General features: G+C 68.9%; 23 protein-coding genes. 10 read left to right on the top strand and 13 right to left on the bottom strand.

All coding sequences use genetic code 11. From position 1 onward, the window contains the following. Positions 1 to 39 precede the first annotated feature (39 nt). Positions 40 to 1,638 carry an acyl-CoA synthetase gene (locus OCU_RS38845; RefSeq protein WP_085981108.1) on the bottom strand — a complete coding sequence of 533 codons (1,599 nt, stop codon included), beginning with the start codon at positions 1,636 to 1,638 and terminating at the stop codon, positions 40 to 42. 93 nt (positions 1,639 to 1,731) lie between these two features. Between OCU_RS38845 and OCU_RS38840 the strand changes: the two genes are divergently transcribed. Both OCU_RS38840 and OCU_RS38835 read left to right on the top strand, forming a co-directional pair. Next, a complete protein-coding gene (locus OCU_RS38840) occupies positions 1,732 to 3,669 on the top strand; it encodes a flavin-containing monooxygenase (protein ID WP_014380258.1) in 1,938 nt (645 codons plus the stop codon). Beyond that, positions 3,666 to 4,553: an SDR family NAD(P)-dependent oxidoreductase gene (locus OCU_RS38835; protein WP_014380257.1), complete on the top strand. Its 888-nt coding sequence runs from the start codon at positions 3,666 to 3,668 to the stop codon at positions 4,551 to 4,553. The genes OCU_RS38840 and OCU_RS38835 overlap by 4 nt, the downstream gene beginning before the upstream one ends. Here the strand turns inward: OCU_RS38835 and OCU_RS38830 are convergent. From OCU_RS38830 to OCU_RS38795, 8 genes are all read right to left on the bottom strand, one after another. Further along, complete coding sequence (locus tag OCU_RS38830) at positions 4,550 to 5,176, bottom strand: Dabb family protein (protein ID WP_014380256.1); 627 nt, start codon at positions 5,174 to 5,176, stop codon at positions 4,550 to 4,552. The genes OCU_RS38835 and OCU_RS38830 overlap by 4 nt on opposite strands. After that, entirely contained in the window at positions 5,169 to 5,516 is a 348-nt protein-coding gene (locus OCU_RS38825; RefSeq protein ID WP_014380255.1) for a hypothetical protein, read from the bottom strand. Before OCU_RS38825 ends, OCU_RS38830 begins: the two co-directional genes overlap by 8 nt. Before the next feature lie 58 nt (positions 5,517 to 5,574). After that, entirely contained in the window at positions 5,575 to 6,498 is a 924-nt protein-coding gene (locus OCU_RS38820) for an alpha/beta hydrolase (RefSeq protein WP_014380254.1), read from the bottom strand. Further along, a complete protein-coding gene (locus OCU_RS38815; protein ID WP_014380253.1) occupies positions 6,495 to 7,331 on the bottom strand; it encodes an IclR family transcriptional regulator in 837 nt (278 codons plus the stop codon). The genes OCU_RS38820 and OCU_RS38815 overlap by 4 nt, the downstream gene beginning before the upstream one ends. Before the next feature lie 158 nt (positions 7,332 to 7,489). Further along, on the bottom strand, positions 7,490 to 8,998 hold the full coding sequence (locus tag OCU_RS38810; RefSeq protein WP_009957251.1) for an FAD-dependent oxidoreductase: 1,509 nt from the start codon (positions 8,996 to 8,998) through the stop codon (positions 7,490 to 7,492). Further along, a complete protein-coding gene (gene bphC, locus OCU_RS38805; RefSeq protein ID WP_008257238.1) occupies positions 8,962 to 9,870 on the bottom strand; it encodes a biphenyl-2,3-diol 1,2-dioxygenase in 909 nt (302 codons plus the stop codon). The genes OCU_RS38810 and bphC overlap by 37 nt, the downstream gene beginning before the upstream one ends. Positions 9,871 to 9,879: 9 nt before the next feature. After that, positions 9,880 to 11,064 (bottom strand): acyl-CoA dehydrogenase family protein, encoded by a 1,185-nt coding sequence (locus OCU_RS38800; protein ID WP_009957249.1) that lies wholly within the window; start codon positions 11,062 to 11,064, stop codon positions 9,880 to 9,882. Positions 11,065 to 11,154: 90 nt separating this feature from the next. Then, complete coding sequence (locus OCU_RS38795; RefSeq protein ID WP_009957247.1) at positions 11,155 to 11,433, bottom strand: 2Fe-2S iron-sulfur cluster-binding protein; 279 nt, start codon at positions 11,431 to 11,433, stop codon at positions 11,155 to 11,157. Between the two features lie 130 nt (positions 11,434 to 11,563). Here OCU_RS38795 and OCU_RS38790 point away from each other — a divergent pair, with 130 nt between their 5' ends. Genes OCU_RS38790 through OCU_RS38770 form a run of 5 tightly spaced genes read left to right on the top strand, consistent with a single transcriptional unit; the run spans position 11,564 to position 16,157 of the window. Next, on the top strand, positions 11,564 to 13,174 hold the full coding sequence (locus OCU_RS38790) for a flavin-containing monooxygenase (protein ID WP_014380251.1): 1,611 nt from the start codon (positions 11,564 to 11,566) through the stop codon (positions 13,172 to 13,174). Next, on the top strand, positions 13,171 to 13,974 hold the full coding sequence (locus OCU_RS38785; protein WP_014380250.1) for a mycofactocin-coupled SDR family oxidoreductase: 804 nt from the start codon (positions 13,171 to 13,173) through the stop codon (positions 13,972 to 13,974). Before OCU_RS38790 ends, OCU_RS38785 begins: the two co-directional genes overlap by 4 nt. Then, a complete protein-coding gene (locus tag OCU_RS38780; RefSeq protein ID WP_014380249.1) occupies positions 13,971 to 14,816 on the top strand; it encodes a mycofactocin-coupled SDR family oxidoreductase in 846 nt (281 codons plus the stop codon). Before OCU_RS38785 ends, OCU_RS38780 begins: the two co-directional genes overlap by 4 nt. Before the next feature lie 9 nt (positions 14,817 to 14,825). Further along, a complete protein-coding gene (locus tag OCU_RS38775) occupies positions 14,826 to 15,617 on the top strand; it encodes an SDR family NAD(P)-dependent oxidoreductase (RefSeq protein WP_014380248.1) in 792 nt (263 codons plus the stop codon). Between the two features lie 30 nt (positions 15,618 to 15,647). Beyond that, on the top strand, positions 15,648 to 16,157 hold the full coding sequence (locus OCU_RS38770) for a nuclear transport factor 2 family protein (RefSeq protein ID WP_009957240.1): 510 nt from the start codon (positions 15,648 to 15,650) through the stop codon (positions 16,155 to 16,157). Between the two features lie 13 nt (positions 16,158 to 16,170). On the opposite strand, the gene OCU_RS38765 is transcribed toward OCU_RS38770, so the two are convergent. The 3 genes from OCU_RS38765 to OCU_RS38755 all read right to left on the bottom strand — a co-directional run bounded on the left by OCU_RS38765 (position 16,171) and on the right by OCU_RS38755 (position 19,151). Continuing rightward, positions 16,171 to 17,058 (bottom strand): alpha/beta fold hydrolase, encoded by an 888-nt coding sequence (locus OCU_RS38765; protein WP_029385467.1) that lies wholly within the window; start codon positions 17,056 to 17,058, stop codon positions 16,171 to 16,173. A 62-nt stretch (positions 17,059 to 17,120) separates the two neighbouring features. Further along, positions 17,121 to 18,521, bottom strand: coding sequence for a WS/DGAT/MGAT family O-acyltransferase (locus tag OCU_RS38760; protein WP_014380246.1), 1,401 nt, complete (start codon positions 18,519 to 18,521; stop codon positions 17,121 to 17,123). A 183-nt stretch (positions 18,522 to 18,704) separates the two neighbouring features. Continuing rightward, positions 18,705 to 19,151, bottom strand: a complete 447-nt coding sequence (locus tag OCU_RS38755; RefSeq protein ID WP_009954238.1) for a nuclear transport factor 2 family protein — start codon at positions 19,149 to 19,151, stop codon at positions 18,705 to 18,707. Positions 19,152 to 19,421: 270 nt separating this feature from the next. Between OCU_RS38755 and mbp1 the strand changes: the two genes are divergently transcribed. Continuing rightward, positions 19,422 to 19,655 carry a microaggregate-binding protein 1 gene (gene mbp1, locus OCU_RS38750; RefSeq protein WP_009954239.1) on the top strand — a complete coding sequence of 78 codons (234 nt, stop codon included), beginning with the start codon at positions 19,422 to 19,424 and terminating at the stop codon, positions 19,653 to 19,655. A gap of 91 nt (positions 19,656 to 19,746) precedes the next feature. After that, complete coding sequence (locus tag OCU_RS38745) at positions 19,747 to 21,993, top strand: molybdopterin-dependent oxidoreductase (RefSeq protein ID WP_009954240.1); 2,247 nt, start codon at positions 19,747 to 19,749, stop codon at positions 21,991 to 21,993. Positions 21,994 to 22,019: 26 nt separating this feature from the next. On the opposite strand, the gene OCU_RS38740 is transcribed toward OCU_RS38745, so the two are convergent. Next, entirely contained in the window at positions 22,020 to 22,865 is an 846-nt protein-coding gene (locus OCU_RS38740) for an SDR family NAD(P)-dependent oxidoreductase (RefSeq protein WP_009954242.1), read from the bottom strand. Positions 22,866 to 23,116: 251 nt separating this feature from the next. Between OCU_RS38740 and OCU_RS38735 the strand changes: the two genes are divergently transcribed. After that, positions 23,117 to 24,115, top strand: a complete 999-nt coding sequence (locus OCU_RS38735; RefSeq protein WP_193375152.1) for an alpha/beta hydrolase — start codon at positions 23,117 to 23,119, stop codon at positions 24,113 to 24,115. Positions 24,116 to 24,167: the final 52 nt, after the last annotated feature.

Raw genomic sequence — 24,167 nt, 5'->3', positions numbered from 1 at the left:
TCATCCCGGCCACTGTAGTGAGCAGGCGTCGGCCCGGGATCAACTGAGGGCGTGCTGATCGAGACTGAAACGCTCCCGCAGTACGCGTTTGAGCAGCTTCCCGCTGGGGTTCTTCGGCAGCTCGTCGACGAAGAAGACCCGTTTGGGCGTCTTGAATCCGGCCAAGCGCTCCCGGCAGTGCGAGACCAGGTCCTCTTCGGTGAGAACGGTGCCGTCGCGCGCGACAACGGCGGCCACCACCGTCTCCACCCACACCGGGTGCGGGAGTCCGAACACCGCGACTTCCTCAACACCGTTGTGCCGGTAGATGACTTCCTCGACCTCCCGGCTGGCCACGTTCTCGCCGCCGGTCTTGATCATGTCCTTCTTGCGGTCGACGACGTGCAGCAGCCCGTGTTCGTCGAAGTAGCCGAGGTCACCGGAGTGGAACCAGCCGCTCGTGAAAGCCGCCGCCGTGCGTTCCGGGTCATTCAGGTAGCCCGGCGTCAAATGCGGGCTACGGTGGGCGATCTCGCCGACCACGCCGGCGGTGACCGGGTTGTCCGCGTCGTCGAGGATGGCCGTTTCCACGTTGAGCACCGGCCGTCCGGCCGCTCCGCCGTGCGCGTCCTGTTCGTCGGGTCCCAGCGCGGAGGCCAGCGGCGCCATCTCGGTCTGGCCGTAGAAGTTCCACAGCCGCAGGTTGGGCAGCCGCTCGCGGATCTCGCGCAGGATCTCCACCGGCATGGCCGAGGCGCCGTAGTAGCCCTTGCGCAGGCTGGACAGGTCCACCTGATCGAACACCGGTGAGCGCAGCAGCGAGATCCAGACCGTCGGGGGAGCGAAATAGTTGGTGACCCGGTAGCGCTCGATGGTGCGCAGCACGGTTTCGGGCTCGGGCCGCGGCAGGATGATGCTGGTCGCGCCCAGGTAAATATCGGTGGCCAGGAAGTTGTCCAGCTGCGCGCAGTGATACAGCGGCAGCGAGTGGATCTCGACGTCGTCGGGCGACATCTCGCCCGCGACGATCGTGCTCACGTACTGCCACATCAGGCTGCGGCTGGTGTGAATGGCGGCCTTGGGCCGGGATTCGGTCCCGCTGGTGTACATCAGCCGCACGGGTTGGTCGTCGTCGATGTGCGGGCTCGGGGCCGGCGCGTCGGTGGTCAGCCACTGGCTGAAATCCGCCCAACCTGGCACGCCCTGGTGGCCCCTCGGCACCAGGGCGACCTTGGCCCTGACCACCCCACCTCGCCGAATCGCCTCCTCGGCGGTCGGTGTCAGATCCGCCTCGACGACCAGGCCGCCGACCCGACTGTGGCCGAGGATGTAGGCGATCTCCTCGGCGGTCAGCATGAAGTTGATCGGGACCAGGACCACTCCCGCACGCGCCGTCGCGAACGCCAGCACGGCGTACTGCCAGCAGTTGCGTGACAAGAGTCCTAATCGGCTGCCCGGCCGAAACCCGCTGTCGTGCAACGCCGCCGCCGCCCGGTTCACCAGGTCATCGAATTCGGCAAACGTCAGCACGACACCGTCGTCGATGATCGCGATCTTGTGCGGGTGCCGGCGGGCCGATCGCCGGGGGATATCGCCGAGCCCGTGGCTACGCGCCCGTTCGATCATGGCGTCGAGGTCATCGGACTGCATGCCGGTCACGGTAAGCGCCGTCGCCCGCGAGCGGGCCATCCGTGTCCCGCTGAGTAGGCAGGGGGCCGCCACGCGCGGTGGACCGCGCCGATACTCATCGGCATGAGCACTGGTGTCCCTTTCACGACCGAAAGCGCCGGGTGGACGGGTCCGGATCACGACGGCGTCGACGAACTGCGCGCCAACCTGCGCCAGGCCGATCCTGGCGTTCTGGTCGCCGTGCTGGCGCAGCTGACCGGGGACCCGACCGTCGCCGAGCGGTTCGCACCGAAAATCACCCATGTGCCCGACCCGCCGGAGCAGGCGGGCGTCACCGATCCGGAAACGGCCGCGCAGCTCATCGACGAGATCGTCACGGCGCTGCGGGAGCCGCGCCGGGCGGACGCGGTGCCGGCCGACGACCTCGACCTGTTCGCCCGCGTCGCCCCCATCGCGCTCGGCGGAACGATCGACCCCGAGTACCTCGGACTGCTCCTCGAACAGGGTGGTTTCCAGCCCTCACAACCGGTACTGCCGCGCACCGCAAAGCTTCCCGCTGACTTCCGGGTGGTCATCATCGGCGCGGGCATCGCCGGCATCACCGCCGCGCTCGCGTGCGCGGACGCCGGTATCGACTATCAAATCATCGAGCGCAACGACGAGGTCGGCGGCACCTGGTACACCACCACCTATCCCGGCATCGGGGTGGACACGCCCTCGGCCTACTACTCGCTCTCGCGAGACATCAACGGCGACTGGTCGAGTTATTACCCGCAGGGTGCCGAGTATCAGGCCTACCTGGTGTCGGTGGCGAACAAGAACGACCTCCGCAGGAACACCCGGTTCGGTACCGAGGTGAAAGCGTTGTGGTGGGACGAGGGCCGCCGGCAGTGGCAGATCCACGCGGTCGGGCCGGACGGAACCCGCGACGTCAGTTACGCGAACGCGGTGATCCCGGCCGCCGGGTACCTCAACCGGCCGCGGTGGCCGGAACTCCCGGGCCGCGAGACGTTTTCCGGAATTTCTCTCCATTCCGCGCGGTGGGATCCGAACCTGGATCTCACGGGGAAGAGGGTCGCGATCATCGGTGCCGGGTGCACCGCGGTCCAGATCGTCGACGCGTGCGTGGACCAGGTCGCGCACATGACGGTGTTTCAACGCCAGCCGCACTGGGTCGCGCCGCGGCGCCGGCCGTCCGACGATGTGCCCGCCTATCGGCGGTGGCTGGGCACCCGGTTGCCCTACTACGCCAATTGGATTCGGCTCAAGTCATATTGGGGGACATCGGACAACAACTATCCGGTGATCCTGCATGACGAGCAGTGGGCGGCCGAGCATCTGTCGATCTCGCCGGCCAACGACGTGCTGTTGCAGATCTGCCTCGATTACATCGATCGCGTGTTCGGTGCGGGCAGCGAGCTCGCCCGCAAGGTCACGCCCGACTTTGCGCCCTACGGCAAGCGGATCATCCGCGATCCCGGCGGCTATTACGCGGCGCTGGCCCGCGAGCACGTGGACGTCGAGGCCAGTGAGCCCGCGCGGGTCAACGAGGCCGGCATCGTGACCGCCGACGGCAGGCAGATCGACCTCGACGTCATCGTCTACGCGACCGGCTATTACCTGGATTTCCTTTCCACGGTGGATATTCGGGGTCGCGACGGCAAGAAGTTGGCCGAGGAATGGGGCGACTCGCCGCGGGCCTACCGCGGCGGGATGGTGCCGGGATTCCCGAACCTGTTCATCTCCTCGGCCCCAAACTACAGTCCGGGTCACGGCGCGGGGCACAACTTCGGTGTCGAAGTGATGGTGCACTACGTGATGGAATGCCTGCAGTTGATGGCGCTGCGCAAGGCCACCACCTTGGAGGTGACGCAGCGCGCCTACGAGGACTACGTCGCCCGCCTCGATGCGACCATGACCGGCACCGTATGGCGCCACACGCCGTCGGCCCACACCTACTACCGTTCCGGCGACCGGATCGTCATCGCCTTCCCGTACCGCCTGGTCGACTTCTGGCGCGATCACCGCGCCCCGGCCGAGGAGGATCTCGAACTTCGATGAGCCGATTACTCTCGGGCAAAACCGCTTTGGTCACCGGAAGCAGCCGAGGCATCGGCCGCGCCATCGCGCGGCGGCTGGCGGCCGAGGGCGCCACGGTCGCAGTCACCGCACGATCGCACACGCCTTCGTTGTCGACGCGGGCCGGAACGATTACCGCTCTGCCCGGCACCATCGGGGAAACGGTGGAACTGATCGAGGCCGACGGCGGCGCGGCGTTCGGCATTGCGAGCGACCTGGAGGATGCGCAGCAGCGCGACGGTTTGGTCGACGCGGTCCTGGACCGAACCGGACGCATCGACATCCTGGTCAACAACGCCGGTTTCGCCGACTACGCGTTGGTCGAGGACATGAGCCTGGAGACGTTCGACCGCACCGTGGAACACTACCTGCGCATCCCGTTCGCGCTGACGAAATCGGCCGTGCCGCATATGCGTGGCCAAGGGGCGGGCTGGATTGTCAACATCGGTTCGGTCACCGGCGTGGCCCCGGTTCGGCCGTACCGCGAATACAACAAGACCTCCGGCGACGTGGTCTACGCGTCCCTGAAAGCTGCGCTGCACCGGTTCACCCAGGGCGTGGCCGCCGAGCTGCTGGACGCCAACATCGCGGTGAACTGCGTCGGCCCGTCGACCGCGGTACGCACGCCCGGTGCCGCGCAACTGATCCCGGATTCGTTCCCCACCGAACCGGTGGAGTATCTGGCCGAGACCGTGCTGGCGATGTGCCATCTGCCCGCCGCGGAGCGCACCGGCTTGGTCGCCTTCAGCCTGCACTACCCGTGGTCACAGCGCCTGCCGGTGCACAGCCTGGACGGCACCGAAGTGCTGCCCCGGTTGGAGCCGCCGGCGACCGCCAATCCGGGCATCCTGCCCGCGGGCGTCTAGCTCAGCACCGGGTCGGGGATGGCGCAGAAGCTGTGGCATACCCGGTCGCGGATGATCACGTCGGTGGTTTCCGGGTCGAACCAGCGGTCCACCACCGCCCAGTGGACGGGGTGCATCAGGTAGGGCCCCGTCAGCGCCTCGACGTCGGCGAACTCCTGCTCGAACACGTGTGTCCACGAGCAGGTTCCGACCGGCGCGGACACCCGGCTCAGCTGCCAGGCCCGGATCGTCGGTAGGTACCGCGGCATCGACGACAGCTCGCGCTCGAACCGGGCGAGGGTGGGCTCGGGTGTGCCCGGCTGCACGCGCAGCAACAGCGTCCGGTAGACCGTGCCGGCCGTCTCGCCGCAGCGCACGGGCGAACCCGCATAGCTCGCGCCGTTGACCCGAACCACAGCCGGATCGGCCAGCACGGCAGCGAGAGCCTCTGTCGCGCGGGCACATTGGTGCGCGGTCGCGAACCGCAGATGCACCAGGATGTCGCCCCCGTTGCGCGAGCCGGGCAGCGTCGGTTGCACCACCCAGCGCAGCGGCGCCGCCGCGCGGGCGGCCGCGCGCAGCTCGTCGAGAATCCGGTCGCGATCGGCCTCGGCGACGTCGATCAGCCGCGTGAGGTTATACATCGCACAGCCCGTCGACGTCGTCGGCGGAGGCGGCGAAGGAGCGGGACCGCTCGGTGACCAATTCGCCGATCCGCGACCACCATTCGCCCAGCGCCGGATCCGGTCGGCCTTTCCAGGTCATCTCCCACCATGCCTGCGCGCTGGGCAGTGTCCAGGTCGCGGTGATGACGTTGCTGTCATCGTCGAACCAGATCGGTGGGCTCACGAGGATGTCGCGCAGCGTCATTCCGCGGGCGCTTGCGCCGGGCGCGTATTCGGCGAGGTAGGCGTCGACGAATCGGCGGGCACACCCGGGTCGGGTCACCACCCGGTCGATCACGAAGACTTCGCCCTCGGCCATGAGCCGACCGTATGGCACGCCGGGGACGCGGCGTCGTCGGCTCCCAGCCACCGGGAACCTACCGCTGCAATAGCTCGGCGAGGGCGGCGGTCGCCTCTTTGCGCGCCCGGTGCGCGATGTCGAGCGTCGGCATCGTCATGAACCCGTGAATGCCGCCGTCGTAACACAATTGCCGTGTCGGCACGCCGGCCGCTGTCAGGGCGGCGCCGTAGGCCAGTCCCTCGTCGCGCAGGGGATCGTGGCCGGCGACCGCCACCACCGCGGGCGGGAGCCCGCGCAGGTCGGCGTTCAGCGGTGTGGCGTAGGGGTGGGCGCGGTCGTCGTGCGAGGGCACGTAGCAGTCCCAGTACCACTGCAGCGCCGGTTTGGGGTTGTAGAAGCCCTGGCCGAACAGCCGGTAGGACTCGGTGTCGAAGTCGGCCGCGATCACCGGGTAGAGCAGCAGTTGGGCCGCTGGCGCCGGGCCGCCGCGGTCGCGAGCCATGATCGCGGTCACCGCGGCCAGGTTGCCGCCGGCGCTGTCGCCGCCCACGACCAGACGGCCGGGATCGGCCCCGAGCGACCCGGCGTTGTCGTACGCCCAGCGCGTCACCGAGTACACGTCCTCGGCCGCCGCCGGCCAGGGATTCTCCGGGGCCAACCGATAGCCGACCGAAACAACCACGGCGGGAACGAGGTTGGCGAGGTTGCGGCACAGCCCGTCGTGGCTGTCCAGGTCACAGAAGACGAACCCGCCGCCGTGTGCATAGACCACGATCGGCAGCGGTCCGGGCGCCTCGGGACGGTACACGCGGACGGGTATCGGGCCGTCCCGACCGTCGATGGAGCGATCGGCGGCCTCGGCGATGGGTTCGGGCCGCGCCGGCGGCATCAATCTGGACCGGATGAGGGCTCGAGCCTGCGCGCCGCTCATCTCCTGAACCGGGGGGAACCCACTGTCCAATTGCTCGAGGATCGCCGCGATCTGCGGGTCGAGGCTCACGCGTACTGCAGGGCGGGTTGTCGCGCGGGGGCGGGGTGTTGTGAGCGCAGGGAAAGCAGCGGCCGCAGCGGCTGCAGAGTCGGGGCGACTCGTTGCGGGCCGCCTTCCACGTTGCGCCACACGCCCATCGCGGTCATTCGCACCGGGGCGGCGAGGCGCTGGTCGAGCGCCATGCGATTCAGCGGACCGCACACCGACACGGCTGCCACGGCCTCACCGGGACTCCCGATCGGGGCCGCGACGCAGCCAAACCCGAGCAGGGATTCTTCGCGCTCGTAGGCGACGCCGTGGGCCCTGACCTTGGCCAGTTCCGTCGCCAGTTGCGAAGCGCTGGAGATCGAGTATTTGGTCAGGCGGGCGCCCAGGTCGATGTCGGTCTCTTCGTCGCGATAAGCCAGGATCGCCTTGCCGACCGCGGTGCAGTGCGCGGGCTGACGGCCGCCGACCCGGGTGGGGATCGCACCGACCATGCGGTCGCCGACCTTGTCGAGGTAGACGACGTCGGCTCCGTCGAGCACCGCGAGGTGCACGACAAGCCCGGTGGCGCGGTGCAATTCACCCAGCAGTGGGCCCGCCGCCCGCACCAACCGATCCTGGTGCACGGCAAGCGAACCCAGCTCCACCAGCCGCATGCCGAGCTCGTAGTCACGACCGCTGCGACGCAGCCAGCGCAGTTGAACCAGCCGCTCGAGCATCCGGTGCGCCGACGAGCGCGGCAGGCCGGTACGCCGCACGATCTGGGCCAGCGTGAGGCGTCCGGGGCCGTCGAAGGCGTCCAGGACCAGCGAGATGCGGTCGATGACGGCGGTGGGGGTTTCGGCGGGCGCGGCCATTCATCCTCCTGGCTGGCATATTCCTATTAGGAATATAGTTCTACCACAGCGGTGTGGCCGCTGTCACATGGCGCGCCGAAAGAACCCGCGAGCGGGAGGCGCCCCTCGCACGCTCGTAACGCAGGGGTGAAATTTCGGCGGGATATCCCACCGTGGCGTTACGCCCGCGGAAAAAGACTCGCCGAGCGCCCGGCGCGGCGGCCGTAGAAGCTGCCGTCACCGAGCGAGACGCCGCTGGCGTAGCCCCACGCGGCCAGGCCGGCGGTGCACCGGCCGGCGGCGAATAGCCCGGGTATGGGCGCGCCGCTGACGTGCAGCACCTCGGCGTCCAGCGTGGTCGCCAGCCCGCCCAGGGTGAAGCCGCCGGTGCTTTCCCGCAGGTCAATCGCGCCGACCGGCGATCCGATCGGCTTGATCCACTCGGACTTCTTGTGCAGCAGCGGATCCTCGCCGCGCGCGGCGCCCTCGTTGTAGGCGGCCACGGTGGCCTGCAGCGAACCGGGCGGCAGGCCCATGTCGCGCTCCAGGTCCGCGACGGTGTCGGCCACCCAGGTCGCCGGGCGCAGCATCAGCTTCGGCGACCACGAGGCCTCCGCCGCCTCCTGCGCGTCGCCGTCGATGATCAGGTACGCGACGTTGTCCTGCTGGTACAGCGTGAGCTGGCCGATCCGCCCCGGATAGGTGTCCTCGGCGACGTAGCGCTGACCGCGCGCGTTGACCAGGATGCCGCGCACCAGCTGCTGGGGGTCGACGAAGATCGCGACCTCGGTGGCGTCCATGTGCGCCAGGTCGGCGCCCAGCGCCTGCGCCATCCGGATCGCCTGCCCGTCGTGCTGCTCGATCGACGCGGCCGGCCGCCCCGCGATGCGCGGCGCGTAGCGCGCCACCATCGCGTCGTTGTAGGCGAAACTGCCGGTGGCGAGCACGACCCCGCGGCGCGCCCGGATCGTCATGTCGTTGCCGTACTGGCGGGCGCAGATGCCCACCACCCGGCCGTCGGATTCGGTGATCAGCCGCTGCACCCGCACGTCGTAGAGGGCCCGCGCCCCGGCGGCGGTGGCCGTTTCGACGAGGGGCTTCATCAGCATGTAGCCCGCGCTCGCTTCGCCCTGCTTCTTGTTCTGCATCTGCGGGACGTGCCCGCGCGGGGCGGGGGAGGCGATCGTGTTGAACGGATAGGAGTTTTCGCCGCCGCTGTACATCAACCCCTGGTCGCCCATGGGCTCCCAGCCCGGCTCGGAGAAGAACTCCGCCTTGAACGGGACGCCGCAGCCCACCAGCCAGTCGAAGTGGGCGACGCTGCCGGCGCAATAGTCGGCGATCCTGGCCTCGTCGGCGCCGGGGCCCATCGCGACGTTGAGGAACGCCGCCATGTTGTCGACCGAATCGCTGAAGCCGCAGGCCTTTTGCAGCGGCGTGCCGCCCCCGAGGTAGATGAATCCGCCCGCCATCGATGCCGCGCCGCCCCAGGATCCGGTGCGCTCGAGCACCAGGACGTCGGCGCCGGACCGGGCGGCCTCCACCGCCGCCGCGGCGCCCGCGATCCCATAGCCGGCGATGACGACGTCGGCCTCGGCGTCCCACGACGTGATCGACGACGCCGCCACCGGCGTCACGTCAGATTCGGCGATCACATGCGCATGGCCGCGGGTGGTTCCGGAATCCACTCGTGGCCCCAATAGCTGTCGGCGGTGATTTCCTCTGCGGTGTAATACGTTTCGTCGACCCGCATCCCGTCGGTGCCGAATTCGATGTCCCAGTCGCCGGGCGCGCGGACGTAGAAGGACACCATCTTGTCGTTGGTGTGCCGGCCCAGCGTGGACGCGACGGTGAAGCCATCGGCGTTGACGCGGTCGAGCGCCTGGCCGACGGCGTCGAGGGTGTCCACCTCCACCATGACGTGCACCAGCCCGGGGTCGCGCTGCTGGGCGGCGGGGCAGATCGCCAGGCTGTGATGGCGCGCGTTGATGCCGAGGAACCGCACCCGGATCGGTCCGAACTCGGCGGGCAGCGGCACCCGGAACGCGCCACGAGACCGGAAACCGAGCACCTCGGTGTAGAAGTCGACGACGCCGTTGAAATCGGTCGCCGGCACGACGACGTGGCCCAGACCCTGGTCGCCCGTCACGAACTTCGCGCCGAACGGGGTGATCACCGGGCTGTGGTCGAGCACCGCGCTGTGGAACACCTCCAGCGTGGTGCCGGCCGGATCCTCGAAGGTGATCACCTCTTCGACGCGGCGGGCGTCGGCCTCCTGGACGGACAATTCCTTGAAACCGACACCGGCGCCGTCCAGGGCGGCCTTGACCCGTTGCAGCGCCTGGTGGTCACGCACTTCCCAGCCGACCGTGATCACCCGGTCAACCTCGCCGGGGACGACGATGATCCGGGCCGCGCGTTCGTCCATCCGCAAGTACAGCGCGGACTCGTCGGGTCCTTTCCCTTCGGCGAATCCCAGCACACCGAACGCGAAATGGCGCCAACGCTCGATATCTGAGGTCGAAACCGTGATGTAGCCAAGGCTTTTCAGGTCAGACATTGAAACCCCTCAGATCAAGGCCCGCAGCGGGCCTTCGGGCGGGTCGATGCCGATCGAACTCAGCGCCGCCGCGTGGTACGTGGTGCCCGGCACATGGATGGCGTGCATCTGGCCGACGTGCACGTCACGCCAATACCGTTGCAGCGGTTTGTCCATCCGGGCCGCGTTGCCGCCGGAGCGGGCGAAGATCTCGTCGACGGCGGAGACCGCGCGCCACACCGCGCGAACCTGCGTGCGGCGCCCGGCCGCGCGGTCGGCGAACGACACCTCCTTGCCCGCGGCGACCATGTCGTAGATGCGGTCGGCGTTGGCCAGCAGCTCCTGGCGGGCGGCGTTGATGTCGGCGGCAGCCTCGCCGATCGCGTGCATCACGTAGGGGTCGTCCTTGATCGCGGTCCCGGTGGCGCCCACCCGGCCGCGCTGGTAATCGAGGTGCGCGGCCAGCGCCCCCTCGGCGATGCCGATGGTGGCCGCCGAAATGCCGAGCGGGAACATCGTCGACCACGGCATCAGGTACAGCGGCTCGGTCATGCCGGCCTCGCGCTGGGCGGTGCCGTCCATCACCTTCGCCGCGTCCATGGTCCGGTAGGTCGGGACGAACGCGTCTTTGACGATGACGTCCTTGGAGCCGGTTCCGCGCAGCCCCACCACATTCCACGAGTCCTCGACGATCTCGTAGTCCTTGCGCGGCAGGATCATGTGCAGCATTTGCGGCGGCATCAACGGGATGCCCTTGTCGTCGCCGAGCATGGCGCCCAGGATGATCCAGTCGCAATGGTCGGTGCCCGAACTGAACTGCCAGCGCCCGTTGAACAGGTAGCCGCCGTCGACCGGTTTGGCCACGCCCTGCGGCGCGTAGGGCGACGCCATCCAGGTGTCGACGTCGTCGGCCCAGATCTCGGCGGCCACCTTCGGGTCGGCGTAGGCGAGCTGGTAGGGGTGCACGCCCACCACGCCGACGATCCAGCCCGCCGCGGGATCGAGCGCCGCTGTGGCCATCGTCGTCTCGGCGAACTCGCGGGGGTGGACCTCGAAGCCCTGATACTGCTTGGTCTGCAACAGCCGGATCAGCCCGGCGCCCTTCATCAGCTTGACGGTGTCGTCGGTGAGCCGGCCGAGTTGCTCGGCCTCCGCGGCCTGTTCGCGCAGCTGATCGGCCATGGCCACTACCCGGTCCAGTACCCGGTCGCTCATATCGTTGTCCTTACGTGTGGGTGCTTAGTAATGGTCTACCGCAGTCCCGACCCGTCCCAAAGTAAATCCCGATGAGCGGACACAACGCGGTCAAAATTCGACATGAACATCGGTGCCCGCGGGCCGCGCCTGGCAGGCCAGAATCAGGCCCTCCTCGAGATCGTCGGCGTCCAACACTTCGCACGGAACCATGTCGACCTCGCCCGCGACCACGGTCGCCACGCACGAGCCGCAGCGGCCCTCCCGGCACGAGTGGGGCACGGCGATACCCGCCTCGAGCAATGTCTCGACCAGCGTCTGCCCGTGGGGCCAGCACAAATGATGGCGTCGACCGTCCAGCTCGACGTCGACGCGCGCGACTTGCGGCATCCGCCGATCGTGAGCGATCCAGACGGCAGGGCGAACCCAGCTGCCCGGTGGCCGGGAAAATGCGCCCCCGGCGTCCGGTGACCGGGAGGTGGAGCGGTGCGCGATCCCGCAGGCCTTACCGTGACTGGTTGTGAACGATCCCGGCGAACAGACTCTCGATGTGGTCGTGGTCGGCGCGGGGTTCGCCGGCCTGTACGCCCTGCACAAGCTGCGCGGCCAGGGGCTTTCGGTGCGAGTCCTGGAAGCCGCGCCCGAGATCGGCGGGACCTGGTACTACAACCGGTATCCCGGCGCGCGCTGCGACGTCGAGAGCGTCGACTACTGCTACTCGTTCTCCGACGAACTGCAGCAGGAATGGACCTGGACCGAACGCTACGCCACCCAGGCCGAGATCCTGGCGTACCTGAATTGGGTCGCCGACAAACTCGACCTGCGCCGCGACATCGCGCTGCGCACCCGGGTGGTGTCGGCGGCGCTCGACGAGACGACGTTGCGCTGGACGGTCACCACCGATGCCGGGCAGACAATCTCGGCGCGGTTCTGTCTCATGGCTACCGGTCCGTTGTCGGCTGCGCTGACCCCGGACTTCGACGGCCTGGACACCTTCGCGGGCGAGGTCTACCACACCGCGCACTGGCCGCAGGATCCCGTCGACTTCACGGGCAAGCGGGTGGCTGTGATCGGCACCGGATCCTCCGGCATTCAATCGATTCCGATCATCGCCGAGCGGGCCGCACACCTCTACGTCTTTCAGCGCACACCCAACTACAGCGTGCCGGCGGGCAACAGGCCGCTGTCGGCCGAAGAGCTCGACGAAATCAAGGCGGAATATGCCCAGCGACGCGCGCTGTCGTGGCGCAGCGGCGGCGGCTCACCCCACATCACCGCGCCGAAGCCCACCATGCAGTTCACGCCCGAGGAGCGCCGAGCGGCGTTCGAAAAGCGTTGGCAGCTCGGCGGTGTGCTGTTCTCGAAGACCTTCCCGGACCAGATGACCGATCTGGAGGCCAACGAAGAGGCCCGCCGATTCTACGAGGAGAAGGTCCGGGCCGTCATCGACGATCCGGCCGTCGCCGACCTCCTGATCCCCAACGACCACCCCATCGGCACCAAGCGAATCTGCACCGACAGCAACTATTTTCAGACCTTCAACCGCCCGAACGTGTCGCTGATCAGCGTCCGCGTCACCCCCATCGAATCCGTCGACGCCACCGGCATCAACACGACCGACGCCCACTACGACGTCGACATGATCGTGCTGGCAACGGGTTTCGACGCGATGACCGGTGCGCTGGGCCGGATCGATATCGTCGGGCGCCGCGGCACCGCCCTGCGCGACGACTGGGCGCACGGACCCCGCACCTATTTGGGGCTGGGCGTCGACGGCTTCCCCAACCTGTTCCTGATCTCGGGCCCGGGAGCGCCCGCCGTGCTGGCGAACATGGTGCTGCACGCCGAAGCCCAGGTGAACTGGATCGCCGACGCCATCGCGTTCCTCGACGAGCACGGTTACGCCGCGATCGAAGCAGGCGTCGACAGCGTGGACGGCTGGGGCGCCGAATGCGCCCGTCGGGCCGAGACGACGTTGTTCACCAAGGCGAACTCGTGGTACATGGGCGCGAACGTGCCGGGAAAGCCCCGGGGTTTCATGCTGTTCGTCGGGGGCTTCGCGACCTATAACGACATCTGCGCCGAGGTCGCCGACGCCGGCTACCGCGGCTTCGATCTCATCGAACGATGACGGGTCTACGGGACACGGTCGTCGTCGTCACCGGCGCCGCCAAGGGAACCGGCCGGGTGCATTGCCAGCGGTTCGCCGACGAGGGCGCCGACGTGATCGCGCTCGACGCCCCGGCCGTGGCCGACGAGTTGGCCGACACCGCAGAGAAAGTCGCCGATCGCGGTCGGCGCTGCGTGACCGGGCTGGCCGACGTCACCGACCTCGGGGCCGTCACCGCCGCCATCGATGCCGGCGCCGCCGAGCTGGGCCGCCTCGACACCATCGTCGCCAACGCCGGCGTCCACCTGCCGGGCGCGCCGTCGTGGGAACTGGACCCACTGGTGTGGCAGCGCACACTGGACATCAACCTCACCGGCGTCTGGCACACCGTCAGGGCCGGGGTGCCGCATATCGGTGGTGACGGCGGCTCCGTCGTCATCATCAGCTCCACCAGCGGCCTTCGCGGCCTGCCCAACACCGCCCACTACACCGCCAGCAAGCACGCGGTGGTGGGACTGGCCCGCACGCTGGCCAACGAGCTCGGGCCCCGCGGCATCCGGGTCAACACCGTGCACCCAGGCCCCGTCGCGACCCCAATGGTGCTCAACGAGGCCACCTTTCGGCGGCTGCGACCGGACCTGGAAAACCCGACGGAGGCCGACGCCGCCGAGGTGCTGCGGGCCCGCAACCTGCTTCCGGTGCCGTGGGTCGAGCCCGTCGACATCGCCAACGCCGTGCTGTTCCTGGCCTCGGATGAGGCCCGCTACATCACCGGCACCCAGCTCGTCGTCGACGCCGGCCTGACCCAGAAGACGACATGAGGGCGGCGCGCGGTGGGCGACTCGACGGCAAGGTCGCCCTGATCACCGGCGCGGCGCGGGGGATCGGTCGCGCGCAGGCGGTGCGCTTCGCCCAGGAGGGCGCCGACATCGTGGCGCTCGACGTGTGCGGCCCGATCGACACGGTGCTCGTCCCGCACAGCACGCCGGACGACCTCGACACCACCGCATCGCTGATCCGCGAGGCCGGCGGGCGGGTGCACCCCGAGATCGTCGACGTCCGCGACCTCGCCGGCATGCGGGCCGCTACCGACCGAGGCGCCGCGCGGTTCGGCGGACTGGACGTGGTGTGCGCGACCGCGGGAATCACGTCGCGCGGCATGGCGGTCGAGCTGGACGAAAACGCCTGGCGCACCATGCTGGACGTCAACCTCACCGGGGTCTGGCACACCTGCCGCGCCGGCGCGCCCCACCTCATCGCGCGCGGCGCCGGATCGGTCATCCTGACGAGCTCGATCGCCGGGCTGCGCGGCCTGGTCGGGGTCGCGCACTACACGGCCGCCAAACACGGCGTGGTCGGCTTGATGCGCTCGTTGGCCAACGAGCTTGCGCCGCACCATGTCCGGGTCAACTGCGTCAACCCGACCAACGTCGACACGCCGATGATCCAGAACGACGTCGTCAGCAGCGCCTTTCGCCCGGACCTGGACCGCCCGCCGACGCGCGCCGAATTCGCCGACGCCGCGCGTTCGATGAACATGCTCGCGGTGCCGTGGATCGACCCCCTCGACGTGGCCAACGCCGCGCTGTTCCTCGCCTCCGACGAGGCGCGCTACATCACCGCGATCACCTTGCCCGTCGACGCGGGCGCCACCCAGAAATAAGGAGGATCCGTGACCGACATCGCGAAGTACGGGCCGTGGGCGGTGATCGCCGGCGGCTCGGAAGGGGTGGGCGCCGAGTTCGCAGAGCAATTGGCCGGTGACGGGTTCGATCTGGTGCTGATCGCTCGCAAGCCGGGACCGCTGGAGGACACGGCGCGGCAGTGCCGCGATTTCGGCGCACAGGTGCGCACGTTGGCCATAGACCTGCTGGACCCCGACGCGGTCGCGCGAATCACCGCGCAGACCGCGGACATCGAGGTCGGCCTGTTGATCTACAACGCCGGCGCCAACACCTGCAGCAAGCCGTTTTTGGACGCCGAGCTCAGCGAGTTCGGCCGGGTGATCGACCTCAACGTGACGCGGATGCTGCAACTCGTGCAGCACTTTGCGCGGCCGATGCGGTCCCGCGGCCGGGGCGGCATTTTGGTGGTCGGCTCGATGGCGGCGACCCACGGTTCGATGCGCCAATCGGTCTACACCGGCGTGAAGGCCTTCAGCCGCCTCTTCGCCGAGAGCCTGTGGCTGGAGCTGCGCGAGCACGGCGTCGATGTGCTGGAACTGGTGCTGGGCGTGACCCGCACGCCGGCCATGGCCCGGGCCGGCCTGAACTTCGACGTGCCGGGGCTGTCGGTGTCCGAACCGGCCGACGTGGCCCGCGAGGGGTTGGAGAACCTGGCCAACGGCCCGGTGTTCATCGCTGGCGGCAACGCGGCCGCGGTGCACCGGGGCAGCGGCCCGGACCGCGCCGCGATCGTGTTGGGCGCGCACAGAGCCGTGCAGGAACTCCTGGGCCAGAAATGATGCGCTCCTGAAACTGGAAGGAGATCAGCGGTGATCGACGCCGACGAACTGTTGACACGGCTGTGCCGACTCGAGGACGAACGCGATATCGCCCGATTGATCGCGTCCTACGGTCCGGCGGTGGACGCGGGGGACGCCGACGCCGCGGCGCGGCTCTGGGCGACCGATGGCGGCTACGACGTCGAGGGTTGGCAGATGCACAGCCGGGCCGACGTGCGCGCCATGGTCAGCTCGGCCTCCCATCAGAAGCTGGTGGGTGGTGGTTGCTGCCACTTCGTCGGACCGGCGGTCGTGACGGTCGCGGGAGATTCGGCGGTGGCGGTCAGCGAATCGCTGGTTCTCGTGCGCGACGGCGAGAGTTACCGCGTATGGCGCTGCACGGCAAACCATTTCGAGTTGCGGCGCATCGAGAACCGTTGGCGGATCACCAAGCGTACGAGCCGTGTCCTCGATGGCAATCCCGGGGCCCACGCCTTGCTCACCGCGGGCCTGGCGGGTGCACCGGCACCGACATTGGGCGCCGGGGGAGACGTGGATTGAGGACGGTCTCGCGCTAGCCGCGCGAAAGGAACGTCAGCACAGTGCTTTCGAAGGCCTCCTTGGCCTCGATCATCGCCCAGTGCCCCGAGTTCGGGAAGATGTGCAGCTCCGCGTTGGGAATGGTGCGCATCGGGATCAGGGCCATGTCTGGCGGGCTGACCCGGTCGTCGCGTCCCCAGGTCAGCAGGGTGGGCGCGGTGAGCTTGTGCATGGTCGCCCACGGCAGCGGCCGGTCGGAGGCGGCCAGCGCGGCGTTCATCCCGGCGAACGCCGCCTTGCCGTACATGCGCCGCGCCGCGGCCAGGGTGTCGGGGTCGGTGGCCAGCTGCCAGCGCTCCTCGATCAGCTGCTCGGTGACCAACCCCTGGTCGTAGACCATCGACTTGAGCCAGTCGACCAGGCGCTGGCGCGTCGGGTCCTCGACGAATTCCTGCAGCAGCCGGATGCCTTCGCTGGGGCTGGGGCTGAAGATGTTGGTGCCGATCCCGCCGATGGTCACCAGCCGACCGACGCGTTCGGGATTGTGGGTGGCGAAGTTGATGCCCACACCGCCCCCCATCGAGTTGCCCACGATGTGCACCTTGGCGACGCCGAGCGCGTCCAGCAAGGGCGCGACGGTGCCGAACGCGGTGACCATCGGGTGTCCGCCGAAGTCGTCGCTGACCCCGAACCCGGGGAATTCCAGGATCAGGCAGCGGAATCGCTCGGCGAAGGCGGGCAGCACGCCGCGGAAGTTGCGCCACCCGGTGACCCCGGGCCCGGACCCGTGCAGGAACAACAGCACCGGTGCGGAATCGGGGGCCCCGCTGTCCCCAGTGTCGTAGTAGCGCAAAGCGCCGTTTTCCGTGCTGATTTCGCGCAGGTCTTGCTCTGCGAGAGGCTGTCGAGGAGTGTCTGCCACGGGTGTCACCCTGCCATGCCGCGGCGCCGAGGGGGGATGGGGTTCCGCTGAACGGGCGGCGGTCAGGTTCGGCCGCGGACCGGCGCGCTCGAATTCATCAGCTCTTTGAGGGCGACGGGGAAGGCGTCGGCCAGGTCCCAGAGGTCGGCCACGAGGTCGGGGCAGGAAATGATGCCGACGCCGAGACGGCGGCCCAGCGACATCACGGTGATGTTGAGCCCGGCGCCGGCGATGATCGGACCGAGCGGGTACATCGCGTCGAGCCGGCAACCCAAGAAGTAGAGCTGGTCTCGCGGCCCGGCCACGTTCGACATCACCAGGTTGTGCGGCGGCTTCTCGGGCAGCGGTATGCGGGGCAGCAGCTTCATCGCGGCGCCGAACATGGTCTGCCCGGCCACCTGCGTCCAGTCCTGCAGCAGTGTCGGTCCCATCGCGGCGGCGTGGTCCTTGGCCGCGGCGTTCCCGCCGGCGATGCGGGTGAGGCGTTCGGCGGGGTCGGCGATGTGGGTTTCGAGCCGGCACAGCATCCAGGTCATCTGATTGCGGCCCGGTCGAGATGACTTGCCGCGCACGGACACCGGCACGCTGGCGACCATCGGAATATCCGGCAGGGCGTCGCGGTCCAGAAGGTACTGCCGCAGCGCCCCCGCGCACATCGCCGTCACCACGTCGTTGACGGTCACCCCGAACCGCTGTTTCACGGTTTTGACGTCCTCGAGGTCCACGCTCGCCAGGGCGATGTTGCGGCGTCGGGTGAAGCGGCCGTTGAACGCCGTGGGCGGCGCCGCGAACGGGGCCGCCATCGTGTGGCCGCCGGCGCGGGCGCGCAGGACCGTTTGCGCCAGCGTCAGTGCCGTGGCAGGCACCACCCGCGCCAGGCGCCACGGTCGCAACGCCGCCCCGATCAGACCGCCGGCGGCGATCTGCAATGGGTTCGCCGCGCCGGCGCGGGCGGCCGGTTCCGGCGGCGGCGGCGGGCAGTCGGGGGTGGGGCCGCACAGTTGCGCGAGCAGGTTGGCTCCGCCCACACCGTCGACCACCGCGTGGTGGGCCTTGAGGACGACGGACAGCGCGTCCCCGCCACGCAGCCCTTCGATCACCCACATTTCCCACAGCGGACGATCGCGATCGAGCGCCAGGCCGGCGACGTGGCCGCAGATTTCCGCCAGTTCTTCGCGCCCGCCCGGCGAGGGCAGCGCGACCCGGTGCAGGTGGCGTCCCAGATCGAACCGGTCGTCGTCCACCCAGACCGGATGGTCGAAGTTCAGTTGGTTATCGGCCAGCTTGAGACGGAATTCCGGGACGGCGTCCACCCGCTCCGCGAGCGCCTCACGAAAGCGCGCGAAATCGTAGCCGCCGGGCATGGTCGCGGGGTCGAGCTCCAGGACGCAGCAAACGTTCAGCGGCTGTGTCGGTGATTCGAGGTACAGAAAGAACGCGTCTAGCCCACTGAGTCGCTGCATACTCGCTCGTCTCTTGTGTGCGGCTCTGACCGCTGGTCACATGACCATCGGTCATCCCAACGCTCGTGGGGGATCCACGATCGGGGCGACCGCGATTTGTTGTGTGACGGTCTTTCTATAGCCACTGGGGGGCTTCCGGCAAACATTGGGCCGGACGCGGATCGGGACCGCGTTCTGCGAGGGCTAGCGGGCCATCGCCGAGTCGGGCGCTGCCCAGTCGGTGGACACCCGGCGGTGCTTGATCAGCCAGGTGCCACCCTCGGGCACCAGGACGTCCCGGTAGCGGCCGCAATGGTCGAGCCCAATGTGGGTGACGACGGTGAAGTACGACTTGACGCGCGCCTCGCCAGGTGTCACTTCGGTGAACAACACGTTCGCGACGTTATGGCGCACAATCGGTTTGACGCCGCCAGTGACATCGGCGTCGACGGCGACCTTTCCGGTGACGCCGCCCAGGAATTCCGCGATCGCCGATCGCCCGCGCAGCGGGTCGAACCCGCGGATTTCGAGCACGCCGTTCGGACAGAACGTCTCCGCGAGGCCGTCGAGCGCGCCCGCGTCGCCGGACCAGTTGTAGCGCGCCAAGGTGTCGCGGATCTGCTCACGGGCCACCAGTTCCCACGTTTCCACTGCTATGGTTCCTCCCGCCGCTGACCGGGGTGCAGCGATATCGGGCCTCAGCGTAACCGATACGGCCGGGACATTCCGGCGTCGTCTCGGCCGGGCATTGTCAAACACCCTGAACCGCAGGGGAATTAGATGCAACGGCCGGCGGTCCTTGCGCGGCGACCGCCCGACGCGTCGGCGCTGTGGCGAAGGCGACTCCCGTCGAATGTTTTGGGAACCGACCGGCTGGGCAATAAGCGCTGAGCAAGACGCACGACAAGGAGGGGAGTACGTATGTCGGACAAGAGCGGTCCCGAGGAAGCCGTCGAAGGCGTCGTCGAGGGCGTCAAGGGCAAGGTGAAGGAAGTCGCCGGGGCGGTCGCCGGACGCGACGACCTGATGCGCGAAGGCCAGGCCCAACAGGACAAGGCCGATGCGCAGCGCGAGGCCGCCCAGAAGGAGGCCGAGGCCGAAAGCGCCCGAAAGGCCGCCGATATCAACGAAGCTCGCCAGAAGGCCGAACAGTAGCGACAGCCGGCGGTGGCCCGGTCACGTGGTGTCCGGGCCACCGCCGCTGTCACCACTTCCGCTACGGGCGGTAGCGCAATACAGTGGGTGGATGAAACCCGGCGAAGACGGCAGGCACCTGCGCACCTGCCCGTTGTGTGAAGCCATGTGCGGCTTGGAAATTCAGGTCGATGACGGCCGTGTCACCGGCATCAGGGGCAACCGCGACGACGTCTGGAGCCGCGGGCACCTGTGCCCCAAGGGCACATCGCTGGCCGCCCTGCACGACGACCCGGACCGCATCCGCGAGCCGATGATCAAGGTCGACGGTCAGTGGCAGGAGGTCAGCTGGGACGCGGCGTTCCGGCGCTGCACCGAGTTGCTGGCGCCGGTGATCGACGAATACGGAATCGGCGCGGTGACCGCCTACACCGGTAACCCGCTGGCGCACTCGTTCTCGCTGGCCCGCTACGCGGGCGTGTTGATGGGCATGTCCGGGATGCCGATCACCTACTCGCCGGGCACGGTCGACCAATGGCCGAAGAACCTGTCCTCGCACCTGATGTACGGACTCTGGTGGAACTTCCCGGTGCCCGACATCGAACGCACGGACCTGCTGGTCATCATGGGCGCCAATCCCGCCGCATCGCAGGGCTCACTGCTGGCAGCGCCCAACGTGATGGGCCTGATCGACGCGATCCGCAAGCGCGGCAAGGTCATCGTGATCGACCCGGTGCGCACCCCGACCGCCGCGCGCGCCGACGAGTGGCTTCCCATCGTGCCCGGGACCGACGCGGCGCTGTTGCTGGCGGTCGCGCACACCCTCTTCGCCGAAGACCTCGCCCGTCCCGCTCCGCACCTCGCCGGCCACCTCGATGGGCTGGACACGCTGCGGCGGGCCGTCGCGGACTGGCCACCGGAACGTGTCGGCGCCGTCACCGGCATCGGCGAAGACCGGATCCGCCGGTTGGCCCGCGAACTCGCCGGCACCGACAAATCGGTGGTCTACGGACGAATCGGGTTGTGCAACCAGGAATTCGGCAGCCTCGCCAGCTGGCTCGTCGACGTGGTCAACATCCTGACCGGTCATTTCGACACCCCCGGCGGCGCCATGTTCCCCAGGCCGGCCGCCTGGTCGATCACCACGCAGCCCCTGCCCGGATTGGAGGGCGGCGCACCGGAATTCGGCCGCTGGCACACCCGCGTGCGCGGCGCCAAGGAAGTTCTCGGCCAGGCGCCGGTGTCCTGCATGGCCGAAGAGATCGCCACCCCGGGCGACGGCCAACTCAAGGCGCTCATCACGGTCGCGGGCAACCCGGTGCTGTCCACCCCCGGCGGCGACAAGCTCGACGAAGTGCTGCCGATGCTGGAGGCGATGATCTCCGTTGACCTTTGGCTCAACGAGACCACACGGCACGCTGATGTGATCCTGCCCGGACTCTCGCCGCTGGAGCAGCCGCATCACGACGATCTGATCCTGCTCTTCGCGATTCACAGCATCGCGAACTACTCGGCGCCCGTGTTCGATCCGGGCGATCGCCCGCACGAATGGGAGATCCTGATCCGGCTGACCGGACTGTGTACCGGCACGCCCGCCGAGGACGTCGACGTTGCGGCGATCGACGACGGCTTCTTCGATTACCTGGCCTTCACCCGCGGGCTCGACGGCGCGGAGATCCGCAAGCTCTACGAGCACGGCGGGCCGGAGCGCATGCTCGACCTCACCCTGCGCACCGGGCCCTTCGGCGACCAGTACGGCAAGAATCCGGGCGGGCTCACGCTGGACACGCTCAAGGCCAACCCGAACGGAATCGACTTCGGGCCCATGGTCCCCCAACTCCCCGACATCCTCGGCACCCCCGACAAGAAGATCCGGCTCGCACCGCAGTACCTGCTCGACGACCTGCCCCGGCTGGCCGCGCGCATGGAACGCCCCGCCGAACCGCTGGTTCTGGTGAGCCGCCGACACCTGCGCTCGAACAACACCTGGCTGCACAACGTGCCCGCGCTGATGAAGGGAAAGGACCGGTGCACGTTGCTGATCCACCCCGACGATGCGGCCCGGTGCGGCATCGCCGACAACGACATCGTGACGGTGAAATCGGAGGCCGGCGAGATCAGGGTGCCCGTGGAGATCACCGACGCCATCAAGCCGGGCGTGGTCTCGATGCCCCACGGCTGGGGACACGGCAAGCCGGGCACCCGCATGACGGTGGCCAACGGCTCACCGGGCGCGAACACCAACGTGCTGTCCCCGCCGACATTCGTCGACCAGCCGTCCGGCAACGGGGTGCTCAACGGCATCCCGGTGACGATCATCGACGATCAAGCCAGATTCCGTCCCGCGCAAGCGCTTTGAGGAAGCCGGCGGTTTACCAAGGAGTCTCAGGGGTCGACCGGCCGATTCGTCCACTCGCGGCCCGGCCGGCGTGACGAGCGGAACCATCCGCCGGCCGCGCCCGTTCCGCCATCGGTCGCGATGGTGTGGCCCGTGACGAACGACGACAGGTCCGAGGCCAGAAACAGGATCACGCGGGCCTGATCCTCGGGCTGGCCCATCCGCCCGACCGGCACCCACCGCGGCCATTGGGTGTGCTCCTCGGGCGATAGCCATTGCGAGTAGGGCACTTGAAGGGACTCGGTGACGTCGGGGGCGATCGCGTTGACCCGCACGCCGTGGTTGCCCACCTGCACGGCGAGGCTGCGGGTGAAGCCGATCAGGCCCGCCTTGAACGCGGCATACACCGGATCCTCCGGGTAGCCGCGCAGCCCCTCGACCGACGAGACGTTCACGATCGCACCGGCGTGCCGGTCCACCATGGCGGGCAGGAACGCCCGGGTGAGCAGGAAGACGTGGTGGAGGTTGATCCGGTAGAGCTCATCCCAGAGCCCCGGGTCGGTGTCGACGAAGTTTCCGGGGTGGCGCAGCCAGTGGCCCACGTTGTTGACCAGCACGTCGACCCGCCCGTGCTCGTCCAGCACCGTCCGGGCCACGCCGGTGACCTGGTCCGGCGCCCGGACGTCGGTGACGACCGCCCGCGCGGATCCGCCGGCCGCCGTGATCGCGTCGGCGGTCGCGCCGCCCAGCTCGCCGTCGATATCGGCGATCACGACGTGCGCGCCGTGGCGGGCGAAAAGCCGCGCGGTGGCCGCGCCGATGCCGCCCCCGCCGCCGGTCACGACCGCGACCCGGTCGGCCAGCAACGGGCCCGGATGCTCTGCGTGTGTCATCGCTCATATCTTGGGCCACGCGGCGGCCCCGGCCACAGCCGGTCCGGCCCCATTCCGGCCGCGCGACATCGGCGATCGCGATCAACGGGTGGTACCCATCTCTGCCGGCGGCAAACAGTGACCTACGCGACGTTTGCTGCGCGCTGGATCCACCGGTAAGCCGGGTACCCGGTGTCCACTTAGGAGTTGATGACACAGTGAGCACAATCGATCCGGCCCGCATACTGCCGAGCGTGGCGACGACGCGGCGCATGCACCATCGGCATAGCCCCCAGTCGGTCGCCGTCTCGCTCGCCAGCCGGTTGATCGTGAAGAACGCGGTCCGCGCCTGGGCCATGACGCCCAACCTGCACTGGCCGCTGGAGTACGTCGACAGTTTTGCCGGGATGTTTCCCCGTCTCGGCTCCGCGGCGAGCACCGAACCGGTGCGTCTCGAGCACTGCGCCGCGGAGTGGGTTCGCGCTCCCGGCGTCTCGGGGGACCGGGCGATCCTGTACCTGCACGGCGGCGCGTTCCTCACCTGCGGCCTCAACACGCACCGCTCGATGGTGACCCGCCTGTCCAAGGAGGCCGACGCCGCCGTGCTCGCCGTCGCCTACCGGAAGTTGCCCGCACATCAGATCACCGACGCCATCGACGATGGGATCAGCGGCCTGCGGTGGCTGCAGGACCGCGGCTACGACGGCGACCGGGTCGTCGTGGCCGGCGACTCGGCCGGCGGATACCTGGCGTTCATGACCACGCTGTCGGCGATCGGCGAGGACATCATGGAGCCGGCCGGGGTCGCGACCATCTCGCCGTTCACGGACACGGACCCGGCACGAAAACTCAAGCACCGCAACGCCCGCAAGTGCTCGATGTTCACCCGCAGCGCGTTCTCGCGGTTCGCTAAGTACCTCGGCGACGCCCGGGCGGCGGAGGGCCGGGGCGAGTCCACGGTCGCCTCGCCCGTGGATGCCGACCTGTCGTCGTTGCCACCGGTGACCATTCACGCGAGCTCGGACGAATTGTTGCTCGCCGACGCGGAACTGATGGCGAAGCGCCTGGAAGCCAGCGGGGTCCGATGCGATCTGCACCTGTGGGACGGGCAGATCCACGACTTCCCGTTGGCCGCCGACATCTTGCCGGAGGGCAGGCGCGCCATCAAATACCTCGGCGATTTCGTCAAGGACGTCACCCCCGCCGGGGACGCGGTCCGGAGTAAGGTCCGGAACGTGCGCCGCCTGCGCAGCGCCGCCGCGGCCGGTTGAGGACGACGAAAGTAATTGTGCTGCAGGCTGATTCGACGGCCGGCGGCCGTAT

It is taken from the genome of Mycobacterium intracellulare ATCC 13950 (genome assembly GCF_000277125.1).
Lineage (GTDB): Bacteria > Actinomycetota > Actinomycetes > Mycobacteriales > Mycobacteriaceae > Mycobacterium > Mycobacterium intracellulare.
The sequence above is the reverse complement of the archived record's forward strand: the minus strand, read 5'-3'. Positions and strand labels throughout refer to the sequence as shown.